Source organism: Heyndrickxia sp. MSNUG (assembly GCF_049532715.1).
Lineage (GTDB): Bacteria > Bacillota > Bacilli > Bacillales > Cytobacillaceae > Mesobacillus.
Window position 1 is genome coordinate 3828680 of the sequence record NZ_CP150978.1, and the last position, 15660, is coordinate 3844339.

Sequence of the window (15660 nt, forward strand, 5' to 3'; positions counted from 1 at the left end):
ATCACATGTTACAATTTTGTGAAAACTTAATATAGTTTAAAAAACTTTATAAATCGTTTTGTAATTAAAGAAAGAGAAAAAATAATAGACTCTTTCCCTATTCCTATACAACAATAAATGCTTTAATTTAAAACGATTACATTTTATAGTGATAAAGAATAGATGAAGCATGTTAGGGAGGCTTTCTTGTGTACAACGAGAGGTTCAAATTTAAATTAAGTACAATCATCATTTTCTTCGTTTGTTTAGTCGTATTGCTCTCCCTTATGATCACGGACATTTTAATAAGCAATTCGGTCAGTGAAAATATTAGAAGACATCAGGAGGAAAAGGCCCAGATTGTTGCGAGGACAGTTTCAAAATCCCATATAGTAATTAATGCGTTAGAGGACAAGCAAAATCTTACTGAAGTTCAAGAATATACAAAGGATATTCAAGCAGCCACCAATGTGATGTTTATAGTTGTAATGGATATGAACGGAATTCGCATGACGCACCCTAATACAAAGCAAATCGGCAGACGGTTTGTGGGAGGAGATGAAAAGCTTGCCCTGAAAGGTAAAGAGTACGTTTCCACCTCCCTTGGTACCCTAGGTAAATCGGTACGTGCCTTTATGCCTATCTATAATGAAAAGAAAGAACAAATTGGTGTTGTAGCAGTAGGCATATCGCTCGAGAGCCTAGAAACAGCGCTTGGCCGCAGCCATAAAAATATCATCATCGTTACAGCTTTAGGGTTAATGATCGGCATTATTGGTGCGATATTACTGGCTAGGTACATAAAGAAAATCTTGTTGGGCCTTGAACCCTTTGCCATTTCGAAAATTCTTGAGGAAAGAAGTACGATGCTCCAATCTGTTCATGAAGGAATCATTGCAGTTGATAATACGTCCACCATCACTTTGGTGAACAAGTCTGCTTTACAAATTTTTAAAAAGGCTGGTCTGTCCCAAAAGCCTGTCGGCATGAAAATTTATGAATATATGCCATCAACCAGATTGGATCATGTCTTGCAAACAGGCCAGCCTGAACTTGATGAGGAACAAACCATTAACGGGGTTTCCATCCTCGTCAACCGGGTTCCGCTAATAGTAAATGGCCAGGTGGTCGGTGCTATTTCTACATTCCGTGACAAAACAGAAGTTAATCAGCTGGCTGAACAACTGACAGGAGTAAGGATGTATGCTGAAGCACTTCGTGCGCAGTCCCATGAATTTATGAACAGGCTCCACGTCATACTTGGAATGGTCCAATTGAAATCCTATGACCAGTTATCCGACTTTATCCGAACATTGGTAGACTACCGAAATCAGGAATTCGGCAGTATCACTCAACATATTAAGGATCCCGCGCTAGCAGGATTTATCATGGGGAAATTAAGCTATGCCAGGGAAGAAAATGTAGACCTCTCAATCGAGAGTTCCAGCACTATTCCTGAGCCGGCGGCAAATAAGACAACCCATGAACTGATTACGATTCTTGGCAACTTGATCGACAACGCGATTGAAGCAATGGCGGATACAGTAGAAAAAACACTTGAAGTTACTTTTTCCTATCAAGAAAAAAGGTTAACAATTGAAGTATTTGATTCGGGACCCGGGATTTCAAGCGAGCTGCAAAAAGAAATTTTAAAAAAGGGATACTCAACAAAAGGGGAAAACCGCGGCTATGGTTTATATTTAGCTAACAAAAGTGTTAAAGAACTTGGTGGAGAGTTAACGATTGATTCAAAATTGTTACTGGGCACTAATTTCCATATACAAATTCCATACGAAGCAAAAGAGGTGGGGAAATGATTAAGGTACTGATTATCGAGGATGATCCAATGGTTGCAGAATTTAATAAGCGATATCTCCAGGAAGTAAAAGGGTTCACACTTGCTGGAATCGTCCATAACGTCAAGGCTGCCATGGAATATCTAAAATCCGAGCAGGTCGACCTTATTTTGCTAGATGTATATATGCCAGGGGCAACCGGACTCGAATTGCTCCAGTTTATACGGGAGCAAAATATTTCAGCCGATGTGATCCTGATTACTGCTGCCGCAGACAAAGAAAATATTCAAACTGCCCTAAGGTATGGAGCTGTAGATTATTTAATTAAACCATTTGAGTTTGAAAGGTTTAATCAGGCTTTAATTCAATATAAAGAAAAATACCATTTCTTTGCGAATAATCAATTGCTGAGACAAGAGGACCTTGATGGTCATATTCTCAGCACAGAAATAAAGCTGGCCGGTGAATCTATAGATGATCTCCCAAAAGGTTTAACCAGCAGCACGCTGGAATCAATTATCAAGGTAATCCAAGCAAAAGAAAGTAGTCAGTTCTCAACCGATGACATTTCCGAAATCACACTAATATCAAGGGTTTCAGTACGAAAATACTTGAAATTTCTATCAACTCTTGGTGTTCTCGAAGAATCATTAACTTACGGAATTGGCCGTCCCGGCTATTTGTACAGATTAAAGGAAGATAAACTTGGGCAAGTAAATAGATTTCTATAAAAAAAGTGGCATCTGCCACTTTTTTTTGATTACTTTTTTATCCTATACTCATATAAACCCGTTCCGGACGCCCAACTGTTCCGTATGTCAAATCAGCTTCTATTTTTTCTATAGACACCAGATGTTCCAAATAACGCCTTGCAGTTGTTCTGCTTACACCGATTACTTTTGCGACACTTTCTGCAGTCAGCCCCTCTCCACCCTTTCCAATGACCTCCATCACCTTTTCAAGCGTTAACGGATCAATCCCTTTGGGAAGGTATGACTTTTCATTTTTCATGTCGTTCAATTCTTTTCGTAACAATTTGTCTACCTGCTGCTGTGTAACAACGTTATTTCCTTCACCTAGCTGCTCTAATTTTTCGTAGAATTCCTGATATCGAAGCAGAGATTGTTTAAATCGTTCAAAAACTAATGGTTTAATAATATAATCAAATACCCCGATACTTATGGCCTCTTGCACTTTATCAATTTCCTTTGTAGCAGTAATCATAATAACATCCATTTGTTTAGTATGCAGTTTGATTTCTTTTAATAATTCCAATCCGTTCATATCGGGAAAATAAACGTCCAGTAAGAGCAAATCCGGCTTTAAGATATCAATTAAGGTTTTAGCTTCACCATACCCTCCAGCGATTCCCACAGTTTGAAATCCTTCAATCTGTTCGATAAACCGTTTTTGTATTTCAGCAATCCTTAAGTCATCCTCAACAATTAACACTTCGATATCCCGTTTCCCCATCGTCCACTTCTCCCTGCTTTTTTGGTATCGCCACTGTGAAAACTGTACCTTCTCCCGCATTTGAAGAATACGTGATATATCCACCCAGCTGATTAATGGCTTTTTGAACCAAGCTGAGTCCAATTCCTGCATTACTGCTTTTGTTCTTCGTTGTAAAACCTGCTTTAAAGATGTGGTCACTACTTTTCCGATCAATGCCTCGACCATTATCTTCTACTTCGATAATCAGCTCTTTTCCGAGATCGGTCAAAAACAGCAAGACCCTTTTATCTTCTTTTCCACTCTCTCTAACGGCTTCAAAAGCATTATTGATCAGGTTTCCAATAATCGTAACTAAAGCATCTCTGTTAACCTCATCGGGTAGATCTTTAAAGCTGCTCTCCCTGTCTATTGTGAAATCAACTTTTAATTCGCTTGCCAAACTAACCTTGCCTAGTATAAATCCTGCAATAATCGGGTCCGGTATTTCCTTCATTAAAAATTGTATAAATCCTTGGGCAACATCTACTTCTTTTGAGATAAAATCAATTGCTTCTTTATAGGAACCAAGCTGAATTAACCCCAGAAGAGTATAGAGTCGGTTTGAATACTCATGAGTTTGCGCCCGCAATCCTTCTGCATAGGATTTTATATGGGATAATTCCTGTAGCAAATGAGCAAGCTCTGACTTATTCCGCAAGCTGGCTACAGCACCAATTACATTCCCTTTTTTATTAAAAATAGGAATGCGGTTTGCTAAAAAGACATCACCATTAATCATGATTTCCTTATCATATTCCGCCTGTCCAGTACCGACTACTTCAAGAAGATTCGTATTTTCTAATACTTCTTCAATTCTTTTTCCACGGAGCAATATTTCATTTGGTACCCGCAAAATTTCATGTGCTGTTTCATTTACTACCGTAATCCGCCCATCGGTATCGATTGCAATAATCCCTTCATGAATGGACTCTAATATTGCATGTTTCTCCTGATACATCCATGCAATTTCTTTTGGTTCAAGACCAAACAATGCTTTTTTTATATTTAGAGAAATTAGCCATGCTACTAGTAAGCCTCCAATTAAAATAAGGAATGTTGCAGAAAAGATTTTCTTCTGAATCTTTGAAATTTCCTTTTCTATATCTGTTTGAAGATATCCGACAGACACCACGCCGATCACTTCCCCATGGCTAAAGATCGGGGCTTTTCCCCTAAGCGAAGGACCAAGTGTGCCTGTAGATTCTGAAATAACAGACTCTCCGTTAAAGGCACGGCCATTATCTCCCCCTACCATTTTTTGCCCTAATCGTCTGGGATTGGGATGGGAATATCGGATTTCATCTCGGTTCCCGATCACGATAAATTCTGCCCCTACTTGTTTTCTAATGCTCTCAGCAATCGGCTGAATAATCGATGCTGGATTTTTCGTATGGAAAGCTTGTTCAATCTCAGGCATATTGGCAATTGATTGGGCAACTGACAGTGCTTTTGAACCTATTTCCTTCTTAAGGTTGGACTCCAGGATATTCTTAAAAGTGACTTCAAAAATAGCCCCAATTGAAATCATCAGGATAAAAATTAATAGCATTAATTTTGTATGTAATCTCACGCAAACACCTCTTATCTCATTATAGTAAAAAAACTCCTTGAAAAAAGGAGTTTTTTTACTATTTAAATAATTTACCCCTCAATATTAATAACCACATCTTTGCCTCGTCTTTTCATCATGAAAGGAACAAGGAGCCAAAGGACGGTCATAATGAGAAAAATAAGTGAAATGGGGCGAGATATAAAAATACTGAAATCTCCATTAGAGATTGTTAAAGCTCTTCTCAGATTATTCTCTACCATTGGCCCTAATACCAATCCCAGAACAAGCGGGGCGATTGGATAATCGTTCTTGCTTAGGAAGTACCCTAAAACTCCGCAACCCAATAATAGTAAAAGATCATTAGTCGATACTTGAACGGCATATACACCAAAAATCGAGATGGCGATAATCATCGGAATCAAAAATTGCTTAGGCGTTTGAATAATTTTTGCAAACACTTTAACAAGTGGAAGATTTAAAATCAGCAGCATGATGTTTCCAATAAACATACTGGCAATAAGTCCCCATGCTACCTGCGGATGGTCTTCAAATAATAAAGGTCCCGGCTGGACGTTATACATCATCAGCGCTCCCATTAAAATAGCCGTTGTACCTGACCCTGGAATACCTAGAGTTAATAACGGAATCATCGCCCCACCTGAGGCTGCATTATTCGCTGATTCAGGTGCCGCAACTCCCGCAATTGTTCCAGTTCCAAATTTAGATGGGTTTTTAGAGATCTTTTTTTCAAGAATATATGAAAAAAAGGATGCAAGGGTTGCCCCTGCTCCGGGCAATATTCCCACAAAAAATCCTAAAATCGAACCGCGCGCGATTGGTCCAGCAGATTCTTTCAATTCATCTTTGGAAGGAAGTAAATTATTGATCCTTGCGATTTCAGCTTCTTCCTCTTCTTTTTCTAAAATCGTCTTAAATACCTCTCCAAGTGCGAACAATCCTACCGCAATTGTTAAAAACTCAATACCCTGATACAGCCATGGAACATTAAAAGTAAATCTTGCAATTCCAGAAACACTATCAATTCCAATTGTTCCAAGCAGCAGTCCAAAAACAGTCATTATTAATGCTTTTGTCACTGATTTTCCAGCCAACCCGCTGACAGCCCCCAGACCTAAAAGCATTAATGAAAAATATTCCGCTGGGCCAAATTTGAGCGCAACAGCCGATAAAGGTTTGGCTAAAGCAATCAGGGCAATAATCGTTACAATTCCCGCCACGAAAGAACCGATTGCTGCTATAGATAATGCACTCCCTGCTCTTCCTTTCTTCGCCATCTGGTAGCCGTCCAATGTTGTCACAACAGAAGATGATTCTCCAGGTGTATTTAATAGAATCGACGTTGTGGATCCACCATACATTGCCCCGTAATAGACTCCAGCAAGCAGAATAATTGCGCTCGTTGCAGCTTGTTCAGGCGGAAGCCCGCTCGTAATAGAAGCTGTGACAGGAATAAGAAGGGCTACCCCGCTCATTGGTCCAATACCCGGGAGCACACCAACCGCAGTCCCAATCAAGACTCCCACAAAAGCAAACATGATATTATACCAAATGAGTGCTGTTCCAAATCCCTGAATTAAATAATCAAGTGTACTCATGTTTCAATCTCCTTACTAAAAAGGTTCCAATCAGATCTTAAATCCAAATTGGCCAGCCTGGCAGTGTACCTTTTAAAACTTCTACATATAAAAAGTAAACGAGTCCTGAAAAACAGGCAGATATTAAAAGGGATGTAAACAACTTTGAACGTTCCATTGTTTGGAAACAAACAAACAAAAATAAAAAGGTTGTGATTACGTATCCCATCGTTTCCAGCGTCAAAATATAAACCAATGTAGCAGCAAAAATGATTAAAAACGGCTTATACTGCAAAATTTCTTTAGACCTCTGCTGATTTTTTGAAATGTATGATTCATAAAATAATCGGATGCTTAAGAAAACAAGCACAATACCAAGGAAAAAAGGAAATATATCTGGTCCTACCGCACTGCCATATGACGAACTTCCGAGCTGCCTGCTTCCAACCATAAAAAGAACACCTGTAACTAAAAATAAAACAGAAGCCAATCGATCAAATTGAATACTCATTGCAATCTCCTTTCAAAAATAGGGGAAGGAGAAACAATCCTTCCCCCACTTGAATTACTTCTGCATACCCAGGGCGGCTAATAATTGCTGGATTTGGCCTTCTTGTTCTTCTAAGAACGTTTTAAAATCATCACTGTTTTTATAGTCGAAATCCCATCCCTGGCTCTCTACCTCGTTCTTCCATTCAGGAGAATCAACAAGCTGCTTGATTGCTTTATCCCAATAAGCCTTTGCTTCTTTTGACATTTTTTCAGGGCCGAAAACACCGCGCCAAATAGTAAATTCTGCATCGACACCCTGTTCTTTTGCGGTTGGAATATCTTTAAAATCACCAGATAGACGCTCAAGCGAAGTAACAGCCAATACTCTTACCTTACCTGCTTTTAAAAACTCCTTAACACTGGAGGCATCCGTGCCGATTACATCCGCGTTACCGCCAAGCAAAGCAGTAATCGCTTCACCACCGCCATCATAAGAAACATATTTTACTTTTGTTGGATCGACTCCATATTTAAAAGCTGGAAGGATGGAGATCAAGTGATCCATTGACCCTGGCGCAGAGCCTCCAGCAAATGTTAGTTTACTAGGATCTTTCTTTACTTCCTCCAAAACTGACTTTAAATCTGTAAATTTAGAATCCTCTTTTACAACAATGGCACCATAATCTTTTGTCAATTGAGCCAGAGGCGTTGTATTTTTAACACCATAAGGACTATTTCCTTCTTTTTTCAAATTGTTGATGATAATCGGAGGCGAATTGACAAAGAGCATATCGTTATTTTCCGCTTGCGCAGTAGCATATTCAGCCATAAACACAGCACCGCCGCCACCAGGCTTGTTCTCAACTGTCAAAGGCTGCTCTACAATCTTTGTTTCACTTAGTACCTTTGTAAATGAACGAGCTGTTAAATCCCATCCGCCTCCAGCTCCAGATGGTGCCACGACTGAAATTGCCTTGGTCGGATACCCTGTGTTTTCTTCCTTACCTTCAGAGCTAGATGTCCCTTGACTGCTGCAAGCACCAAGGCTAATTGCCAGTGCTCCTGCACACATTACTGCTGAAAATTTCTTCATAAAAACCATTTCAATTCCTCCTTGTAAGCGTTTTCTTAATTTTACAAACTTTTTGAATTTTTAATAGATTATCTATTTAAACAGCATTAAAAACTTATTAAACGTTTTGTTCATTTTGTTCACGTAAAGGAAATAACACGAATGGAAAGATATACTTGGAGACAGATCGAAGGAAGTAAGATTCTAAAAATACTAAAAATTTTCAATTGACTTGTATCAATCAAAAATATATAGTGAGTTTTATTAACTTCTTAAGAGGAATGCTTAAGGGATTTACTTAGTATATGATAAGGTATTTTCTTAGATTGTTAGCTTATGGTACTCCCAACGAGATTAATTCAACTAGAACAGGAGCAAATTTTGATGCAGAAAAAAATATCATTTTCTACCTATGGTGTCATTGGAACAATGCTTTTTGGAATGTACTTTGGTGCAGGGAATCTGATTTTCCCGATCCAGCTTGGCCAACTTGCCGGAACAAACTTTTGGCATGCCTTAATTGGCTTTTTAGTTACAGCAATTGGCCTGCCATTTTTGGGAATTTTAGCGATTGGGCTTTCCGGCAGCAATGGACTTCGGGATTTAGCCAGCCGGGTTCATCCGCTCTTCGGTGTGGTTTTTTCCATGGCTCTATACCTGACAATCGGACCCTTTTTCGCGATTCCAAGGACAGCTACGGTTCCTTTTGTCGTCGGATTTGAACCTTACATTAATCCGGGTCAGGCTAACTTATGGCTCGGAATCTTCAGCTTCGTATTTTTTGCCATTGTTTACTTTTTTTCACTTCATCCTGCCAAGGTCATGGACTATATCGGAAAATATTTAACACCGGCTTTTCTTATCTTTTTACTTGTATTAATTTTAACTTCCATCTTCAAGCCAATGGGGAACTTTGGAGAACCTTCCGGAGACTATACTAATTTAGCTTTTATTACTGGTTTCAAAGAGGGTTATAATACAATGGATGCCCTGGCATCACTGGCATTCGGGATTGTTGTTATCAATGCTATTAAGGGACAGGGAATCACAAAACCGAAGGATATAGCTAATGCCACCTTGAAATCGGGTATTTTTGCGATGGCTTTAATGATGCTGATCTACGGACTTATTACGTACATGGGAGCATCAAGTATAAACGCTATAGGCACCTTTGATAATGGCGGACAGATTTTTGCCGCTGTTGCCCAGCATTATTTTGGATCTTTCGGCGCCATCTTACTGGCAATCATCATTGTCCTTGCCTGCCTTAAAACAAGCATTGGACTTATTACAGCTTGCAGTGAATTTTTCAATAATCTATTTCCTAAAGTAAGTTACAAAATGTTTGTACTGTTACTGTGTATCGTTTCATTCACAATCGCAAACTTCGGATTAAACAATATCATCCAATTTGCCGTGCCGGTATTAATGTTCCTGTATCCTTTAGCAATTGTCCTTATCCTGTTAACTTTATTATCGCCATTATTCGGCCATAAACAAAGCGTATACGCAGCTTCCATGCTGCTTACATTCTTTGTAAGCTTTTTTGATGGCTACAGCGCATTAGCCGCTAGCCTGCCAAATTTGACATCCTCATTTTTCAATTCTGTTAAAACATTCTATATGGATTACCTGCCCCTTTATGAAATTGGTCTCGGCTGGATCATCCCGGCTTTAATTGGAGCAGCCATCGGCTATATTTGGCCAAAGAATGATTTGAATATGAGACAATACCAAAAAGAACTGTAGGGTTTTCCCTGCAGTTCTTTTTAATAGGATGTTTTCGAATAGTCTGTTGCTTTAAATAAATACTCTTCATAATGTTGATCAAGTTTATAGGTGTTTAGAATGGATTTTCACACTAAAAAAGGATACTCTAATAAAATCATATGTAACATGAAATAATTGATATTGGAAGGGATTTAATAATGATTGCAAAGACGGAAGAAGATTTTAACGGATTAAAAGAAATTGGAAAGATCGTGTCCTTGATTCGAGAGGAATTGGTACAAAAAACAGTGCCAGGTATTACAACAAAGGAACTTGATGAAATTGCCGGCCGCCTGTTTGAAGAGCATGGAGCGATTTCTGCTCCAAAGGGAGAATATAATTTCCCTGGATACACTTGTATAAGTGTTAATGAAGAGGTAGCACATGGCATTCCAGGCAGCCGTGTGATCAAAGAAGGCGATATTGTAAATATTGATGTTTCGGGCTCAAAGAATGGTTATTTTGCCGACACTGGAATTTCTTTTGTAGTAGGAGAAGGCGATCCTCTTTTAACTAAATTATGCAATACTGCTGTCGAAGCATTTGAAGCTGGTCTAAAAAAAGCGAAACCAGGTTCCAAGAAAAGCGGACTGGGAAAAGCCGTTATTGCGACTGCCAGAAAAAACGGACTAACCGTAATAAAGAACCTTACTGGACATGGGATTGGCCGTACAATCCATGAAGCTCCAGATCACATTTATAATTACAATGAGCCTTGGGATGACGAACTTTTAAAAGAAGGAATGGTAATCGCATTCGAACCATTCATCTCAAATCGTGAAGAAGAAGTTTTTCAAAACGATGGCGATGAATGGACATATGTGACAGAAAACAGCTTTGTAGCACAATGTGAACATACAATCATCCTTACTAAAAATGGACCGATTATCATCACTTTATAACTATTAAAATAATCCTCCTATATAAGAGGATTCTAACTTGGAGGACTAAAAAGCTGGCTGCTTCGCGAAAAGGAGTGCCGGCCTTTTAGTCCTCCCGCTTTATTGCGAAACATTCATTAGCTCATTAGAAGTGAAGGCTGTTTTTCTAAAAGTTTTTGTTTTGTTTTCATTATAAATAAGTTGATTGAACACGGTTCCGAGAACAACTCGATGAGGAAAAAAGCGCGACGAGTTGTTATGAGAAAGGCTCCGAGAACAGCCCAAGGAAACAAGCTCATCGAGATGGTTTGAGAAGAAGTCCGTGAACAATTCACTGAGGAAAAAGCAGGAACATGAGCTTTTACAGCATTCTTACACGCGAAAAGCGAGCACCCTGACGGTCGAGTCAACACTACTCTAAAAGCAACAATGTTAACGAAAACATCCAGAGTAAAAAATGTCATTAATTATCTGTAATTCCAACTTCCATTTAATATTCATTATTGGTAAAATGAGACTTACACATGTCTAATTCTGTAAAAAATATTTTGATTACCAATGATACTTTTCCCCTTGAGGTCTTAGTTATGGAACTAAAGAAAGAAATCCTTTTATTAAAAATTGAATACTACCGTGAGGAACTTATAAAGGTTGGGAAGAATCACGGTTTTGCCCATTCCGAAACCATCCGTTTGAGCCAGGCTTTAGATAATCTTATTGTAAAATATCAAAAATTATTAAATTAAGGGGTATTTACTGCATCAATGTTGAAAACATCTCTGTTTGAAATTCATGTGTTCTTTATAAATTTGATTTGTGCACTTTAATAAACCTTTTAAAAGTTTGCTAATTTTTCTCTCAAGGAAATTTCCCCTGCCCCAATATTTCATTTCTCCTCTGTTAGATAGTAAATCATCGTTAATATGAGAAAATCCTCTTTTTCTAAAACCGTTCTCCCTCAGAGATCTTGGTCCCTTCACTACTCTCAACAGAAATCTTCAAAAAAGGATATTAATTTTCCCATTTATCATTATTTTTTCTTATTTGAAACAAACTAAGAAAAAAAGATAAGGAAAATATCAAAATGCATCTTGTCTTAGCACTAATTAGCATTCTTGCTCTATGGCTCAGTGGCGATTATAAAAAGTGGAAGTTTTTTTATCCCACAATGCAATATATTGCATTAGGAAATCTTACATATAACTTTCTATGTGCATCACATTGGTTATGGCAGCTCTCCCCAGATATTAAATGGCTTAATCATTCCTTATTAGAAATGTCTTATACTTTCATCACATTTCCCATCACCACTTTAATGTTCTTAGCTAGGTATCCAGAAGGACAAGGGTTACAAAGAATCTTACGCCATTACCTGTTTTGGATTGTTTTATATGCAGGCGTCGAAATCATCCTCTTAATGAGGGGGAATATTATATATAAATATGGCTGGAGTCTTGGATGGTCCATCCTATTCGACTGTATCATGTTTTCTTTTTTAAGACTGCACCATAAAAAGCCATTACTAACATTAATAATTAGTGTTCCTATGGCAATTTTTTGGATTTTGTACTTTGTTATACCCGTATATGTTCCTATTGAGAAAAGATAATACTATTTGGCAAACTTCGGGTGAAACTTTTTTCTTAAGATTAAAAAAATGTCAGATTTACTGACAAACACCACCGAATTTTTCGCGTTTTTTGATATAATTTACGGCATATTAGATATTAGACATATGGGGGAGAAAATATTTTGATCAGGCATATCCAAGAAAAGGATTTACAAGATATTTTAAATATATATAACGATGCAATTCTCAACTCAACAGCAGTATACTCTTATCATCCTCAAACTCTTGAAAACAGGCAAATATGGTATAAGCAAAAAATGGATGAAGGTTATCCGATCATAGTATGTGAAATGGATAATAAAGTAGTTGGCTTTGCCACTTTTGGCCCCTTTAGAGCTTGGCCAGCTTACAAATATACAATTGAGCATTCTATTTATGTGGACAACAATTACAGAAAAAAGGGAATTGGAACTTCTTTAATGAAAGAATTAATAGCAATTGCCAATGAAAGAGAATATATGACATTAATTGCTGGAATCGATGCATCAAATGAGAAAAGTATTGCAATGCATAAGAATTTCGGTTTTGTTCATTCCGGTACAATAGCAAATGCAGGATTTAAATTCAATAGATGGCTTGATTTAGCTTTTTATCAATTAAATCTTAATGGGCCTAAAAATCCTGTGGAAGAATAATGGCATTGCTGCACCATTAGTTTGTCATTTGCAAATATCGATTATTTTTTTAAAAAAAGTGTCCCAAAAAGTATATCTTTTGGGACACTTTTTATAAAAACAAAAGAACTGCCTTTTCAGGTTAAATCCACAACGACATCCCCCTAAAAGGATACTTAAACAAAAGAAGTCAATTTTCAAATTAAATTTTTTGATGGTCAGATTCTTGAACCTTGAAAGTCATCTTTGTAATAGATAAATATTTTTCGCCACCGTTTAGGACTGTACCAGGGAAGTTGGGATGATGGATGGCATCAGGTAATCCTTGCGTTTCCAAACATAGGCCCAGGTATTTCTGAGATTTCACCCTACGTATAGAAAAATCGTCATTTAATTGGGTTCCTGTGTATAGAACAACACAAGGCTGATTCGTTTCTATCACTAAAACCCGTCCACTCTCACTATCTTTAAGGATGATTTCCTCATTATTATTTTCTGAAAGCAAGAACGGGTGGTCATACCCATTTCCAGCAATTATGTTTTGCTGATGGTCTGACTTAATACCTTCATGAATCATCCTCCCATTCCGAAAGTCGAATGCTGTTCCAGCTGTTTCAAGCATGACACCTGTTGGAATCAAGTCTTCATTCAGTTCAATAAAGCGGTCACTCTTCAAAATTAAATGATGATCCTCAATACTTCTTTTCAAATTACCGCTTAAATTAAAATAGGAATGGTTGGTTAAATTCAGAATCGTTCTCTTATCGCTATCGCCTTCATACTTTAGTATCAATTCATTGTCCTCATTGAGTGTATAGGAAATCTTCAGCTGAACATTGCCTGGATATCCATTTTCTCCCTCCTTACTATTATAGCTGTATTCAAGACTGATAGCTTTTTCACTTTCCTTTACCTCAATATCCCATACCACTCGATCTAATCCGCGCACACCTCCATGCAGATGGTTTACACCATTATTTCGCTCTAACTGATAGTCAACCCCATCGAGTTCGAATTTCCCTTCTTTTATTCTGCCGGCATGTCGGCCCACAATTGCACCAAAATAAGGGGAGTGTTTTTCGTATTCCTCAAGTGTATCAAATCCAAGAACGATATTTTCAAGCTCTCCATTGCAATCAGGCACGTATAATTCAGTAATGATACAACCATAATTAATAGCTGTCATTTTGATTCCCTTACCATTCGCAATCGTATGGGCTACGACTGGCTGCTCTTGTACTTCTCCATATTGGTGTTGTATAACGTTCAATTCCCTCCTCCCCCATTCTTTAAGCTTTGGATAAATCGTAGGAATGATCGCTGACCCTCTTCGGTACGCTTAAAAACACCTGCATCCATCAACGCTTTTAGAAACTTCATTCCCACTTCCTTACGTAAAATATCAGTAACATTCTGATCAGTTAATTGAGAATAATAGCGCTCTTTCAACTCATCAGCCCAGGATTGATGGTAGTCCATCATCAAGTCATTCCGCCCCATCAAATATGTTTCTACATCTTCAAGCTCTGACTTAAGACGGGCAGGTAAAACAGCGAGCCCCATGACCTCGATCAGTCCAATATTTTCTTTCTTTATATGGTGAACATCTTCATGCGGATGGAAAATTCCCATCGGGTGTTCCTCATTTGTGCGATTATTCCTGAGCACAAGATCAAGTTCAAACCTTCCATTTTTCCAGCGGGCAATTGGCGTAATCGTATTATGCCGGGTCTCACAACTGTAGGCATGTATCCCTGCTTTTTCATCTGAATACACCTTCCATCTGGAAAGGATGTGATCCGCTGCCATAGCAAGTTCATTTCGATTCTTACTCCTCAAGCGAATGACCGACATGGGCCATTTTATAGTAGATGCGTCGATTTCCCCAAAGCCCTCAATACGGAAAACTATTTCATCAGCCGCTTTTGCCATGGCAAATTCATAGCTGCCTCCCTGGTAATGGTCATGACTGAGGATCGATCCTCCCACGATTGGTAGATCCGCATTGGAACCTATGAAATAATGAGGATACTTCTCTATGAATTCTAGCAGCCTTTGGAATGTAGCATGATTTATTTTCATATCGCGGTGATCCTTTGAAATGATAATGCTGTGCTCGTTGTAATAGAGATAAGGGGAATACTGGAGAAACCATTGCTCTTCCATAAGTTCCAGCCTGATCATTCTGTGGTTTGATCTCGCTGGATAACCTATCCTGCCCGCATACCCTTCATTCTCCCTACAAAGAAGACACTTCGGGTATTCAACCGCCATCTTCTTCTGCATTCTTTCTAGTGCGATTTGTTTCGGATCCTTTTCAGGCTTAGATAAGTTGATGGTAATATCAAGCTTTCCAAACTGCGTGTCTATCGAGTAATTGATATTCTTCGCAATGCTTTTCATATGAATATAGTTGCTGCAATTACTGATTTCATAGAAATAAGCTGTGGCAGCACTTGGGTCCTGCTTATATTTCCGATAAAATACTTCATTAATAGTAGAGGGCCGAGGCGTTAGCACATTCATAATCTTGCTTTCAAGAATGTCTTTGTTTACGTATCTCTCGTCAAAGAGTTTTTCCTTGAGTGCGTATTCCGAGAGGTGTTCTAAAATTTCCGGGATGGAGTGGGATTCATCGGGTTTGACTTCAGGAGGAAAAGTTTTTAAGCATAGAATCTCCATAACCTGATTTCTGGCGTATATTTCATCTACTTCATTTATCAAATTGGCTTCAATGGCTCGATTAATAAGTGTCTGTATTGCTGAAAATATCTCCATTTTCTAT

14 protein-coding genes are annotated in these 15660 nt (G+C 38.3%); 7 read left to right on the forward strand and 7 right to left on the reverse strand.

The features are described from left to right. The first annotated feature begins 266 nt into the window (after positions 1–266). Together dcuS and AABM38_RS19310 are read left to right on the forward strand one after the other, a co-directional pair. Entirely contained in the window at positions 267–1796 is a 1530-nt protein-coding gene (gene dcuS / locus AABM38_RS19305; protein WP_423410799.1) for a DcuS/MalK family sensor histidine kinase, read from the forward strand. Beyond that, positions 1793–2506 (forward strand): response regulator, encoded by a 714-nt coding sequence (locus tag AABM38_RS19310; protein WP_423407816.1) that lies wholly within the window; start codon positions 1793–1795, stop codon positions 2504–2506. Before dcuS ends, AABM38_RS19310 begins: the two co-directional genes overlap by 4 nt. 37 nt (positions 2507–2543) lie before the next feature. Here the strand turns inward: AABM38_RS19310 and AABM38_RS19315 are convergent, their stop codons facing one another. The 5 genes from AABM38_RS19315 to AABM38_RS19335 all read right to left on the reverse strand — a co-directional run bounded on the left by AABM38_RS19315 (position 2544) and on the right by AABM38_RS19335 (position 8001). Continuing rightward, positions 2544–3248, reverse strand: coding sequence for a response regulator (locus AABM38_RS19315; protein ID WP_423407817.1), 705 nt, complete (start codon positions 3246–3248; stop codon positions 2544–2546). Beyond that, a complete protein-coding gene (locus AABM38_RS19320) occupies positions 3214–4839 on the reverse strand; it encodes an ATP-binding protein (protein WP_423407818.1) in 1626 nt (541 codons plus the stop codon). Before AABM38_RS19320 ends, AABM38_RS19315 begins: the two co-directional genes overlap by 35 nt. A 71-nt stretch (positions 4840–4910) precedes the next feature. After that, positions 4911–6437, reverse strand: coding sequence for a tripartite tricarboxylate transporter permease (locus AABM38_RS19325; protein WP_423407819.1), 1527 nt, complete (start codon positions 6435–6437; stop codon positions 4911–4913). A gap of 37 nt (positions 6438–6474) precedes the next feature. Beyond that, entirely contained in the window at positions 6475–6927 is a 453-nt protein-coding gene (locus tag AABM38_RS19330; protein WP_423407820.1) for a tripartite tricarboxylate transporter TctB family protein, read from the reverse strand. A 54-nt stretch (positions 6928–6981) separates the two neighbouring features. After that, a complete protein-coding gene (locus tag AABM38_RS19335; RefSeq protein ID WP_423410800.1) occupies positions 6982–8001 on the reverse strand; it encodes a Bug family tripartite tricarboxylate transporter substrate binding protein in 1020 nt (339 codons plus the stop codon). A gap of 363 nt (positions 8002–8364) precedes the next feature. Between AABM38_RS19335 and brnQ the strand changes: the two genes are divergently transcribed. The 5 genes from brnQ (at position 8365) to AABM38_RS19360 (ending at position 12896) form a co-directional block, all read left to right on the forward strand. Continuing rightward, positions 8365–9729, forward strand: a complete 1365-nt coding sequence (gene brnQ / locus AABM38_RS19340; RefSeq protein ID WP_423407821.1) for a branched-chain amino acid transport system II carrier protein — start codon at positions 8365–8367, stop codon at positions 9727–9729. A 179-nt stretch (positions 9730–9908) separates the two neighbouring features. After that, positions 9909–10652, forward strand: a complete 744-nt coding sequence (gene map, locus AABM38_RS19345) for a type I methionyl aminopeptidase (protein WP_423407822.1) — start codon at positions 9909–9911, stop codon at positions 10650–10652. 503 nt (positions 10653–11155) lie between these two features. Further along, complete coding sequence (locus tag AABM38_RS19350; protein WP_423407823.1) at positions 11156–11377, forward strand: Spo0E family sporulation regulatory protein-aspartic acid phosphatase; 222 nt, start codon at positions 11156–11158, stop codon at positions 11375–11377. A gap of 422 nt (positions 11378–11799) precedes the next feature. Further along, positions 11800–12240 carry a CBO0543 family protein gene (locus AABM38_RS19355; RefSeq protein ID WP_423410801.1) on the forward strand — a complete coding sequence of 147 codons (441 nt, stop codon included), beginning with the start codon at positions 11800–11802 and terminating at the stop codon, positions 12238–12240. Positions 12241–12383: 143 nt separating this feature from the next. Next, positions 12384–12896: a GNAT family N-acetyltransferase gene (locus tag AABM38_RS19360; RefSeq protein WP_423407824.1), complete on the forward strand. Its 513-nt coding sequence runs from the start codon at positions 12384–12386 to the stop codon at positions 12894–12896. Positions 12897–13077: 181 nt separating this feature from the next. On the opposite strand, the gene AABM38_RS19365 is transcribed toward AABM38_RS19360, so the two are convergent. Then, positions 13078–14145 (reverse strand): aldose epimerase family protein, encoded by a 1068-nt coding sequence (locus AABM38_RS19365; protein WP_423407825.1) that lies wholly within the window; start codon positions 14143–14145, stop codon positions 13078–13080. Continuing rightward, the gene (gene galT / locus AABM38_RS19370) at positions 14142–15653 is read right to left on the reverse strand and encodes a UDP-glucose--hexose-1-phosphate uridylyltransferase (RefSeq protein WP_423407826.1); all 1512 of its coding nucleotides are present in this window, start codon (positions 15651–15653) and stop codon (positions 14142–14144) included. The genes AABM38_RS19365 and galT overlap by 4 nt, the downstream gene beginning before the upstream one ends. Positions 15654–15660 lie beyond the last annotated feature (7 nt).

What these genes read in the sequence shown, in the direction of transcription:
- galT (WP_423407826.1), bottom strand. Translation starts at nt 15,653, where the DNA reads ATGGAGATATTTTCAGCAATACAGACACTTATTAATCGAGCCATTGAA.
- AABM38_RS19335 (WP_423410800.1), bottom strand. Translation starts at nt 8,001, where the DNA reads ATGAAGAAATTTTCAGCAGTAATGTGTGCAGGAGCACTGGCAATTAGC.
- AABM38_RS19350 (WP_423407823.1), top strand. Translation starts at nt 11,156, where the DNA reads ATGTCTAATTCTGTAAAAAATATTTTGATTACCAATGATACTTTTCCC.
- brnQ (WP_423407821.1), top strand. Translation starts at nt 8,365, where the DNA reads ATGCAGAAAAAAATATCATTTTCTACCTATGGTGTCATTGGAACAATG.
- AABM38_RS19325 (WP_423407819.1), bottom strand. Translation starts at nt 6,437, where the DNA reads ATGAGTACACTTGATTATTTAATTCAGGGATTTGGAACAGCACTCATT.
- dcuS (WP_423410799.1), top strand. Translation starts at nt 267, where the DNA reads ATGATCACGGACATTTTAATAAGCAATTCGGTCAGTGAAAATATTAGA.
- map (WP_423407822.1), top strand. Translation starts at nt 9,909, where the DNA reads ATGATTGCAAAGACGGAAGAAGATTTTAACGGATTAAAAGAAATTGGA.
- AABM38_RS19330 (WP_423407820.1), bottom strand. Translation starts at nt 6,927, where the DNA reads ATGAGTATTCAATTTGATCGATTGGCTTCTGTTTTATTTTTAGTTACA.
- AABM38_RS19315 (WP_423407817.1), bottom strand. Translation starts at nt 3,248, where the DNA reads ATGGGGAAACGGGATATCGAAGTGTTAATTGTTGAGGATGACTTAAGG.
- AABM38_RS19310 (WP_423407816.1), top strand. Translation starts at nt 1,793, where the DNA reads ATGATTAAGGTACTGATTATCGAGGATGATCCAATGGTTGCAGAATTT.
- AABM38_RS19355 (WP_423410801.1), top strand. Translation starts at nt 11,800, where the DNA reads ATGCAATATATTGCATTAGGAAATCTTACATATAACTTTCTATGTGCA.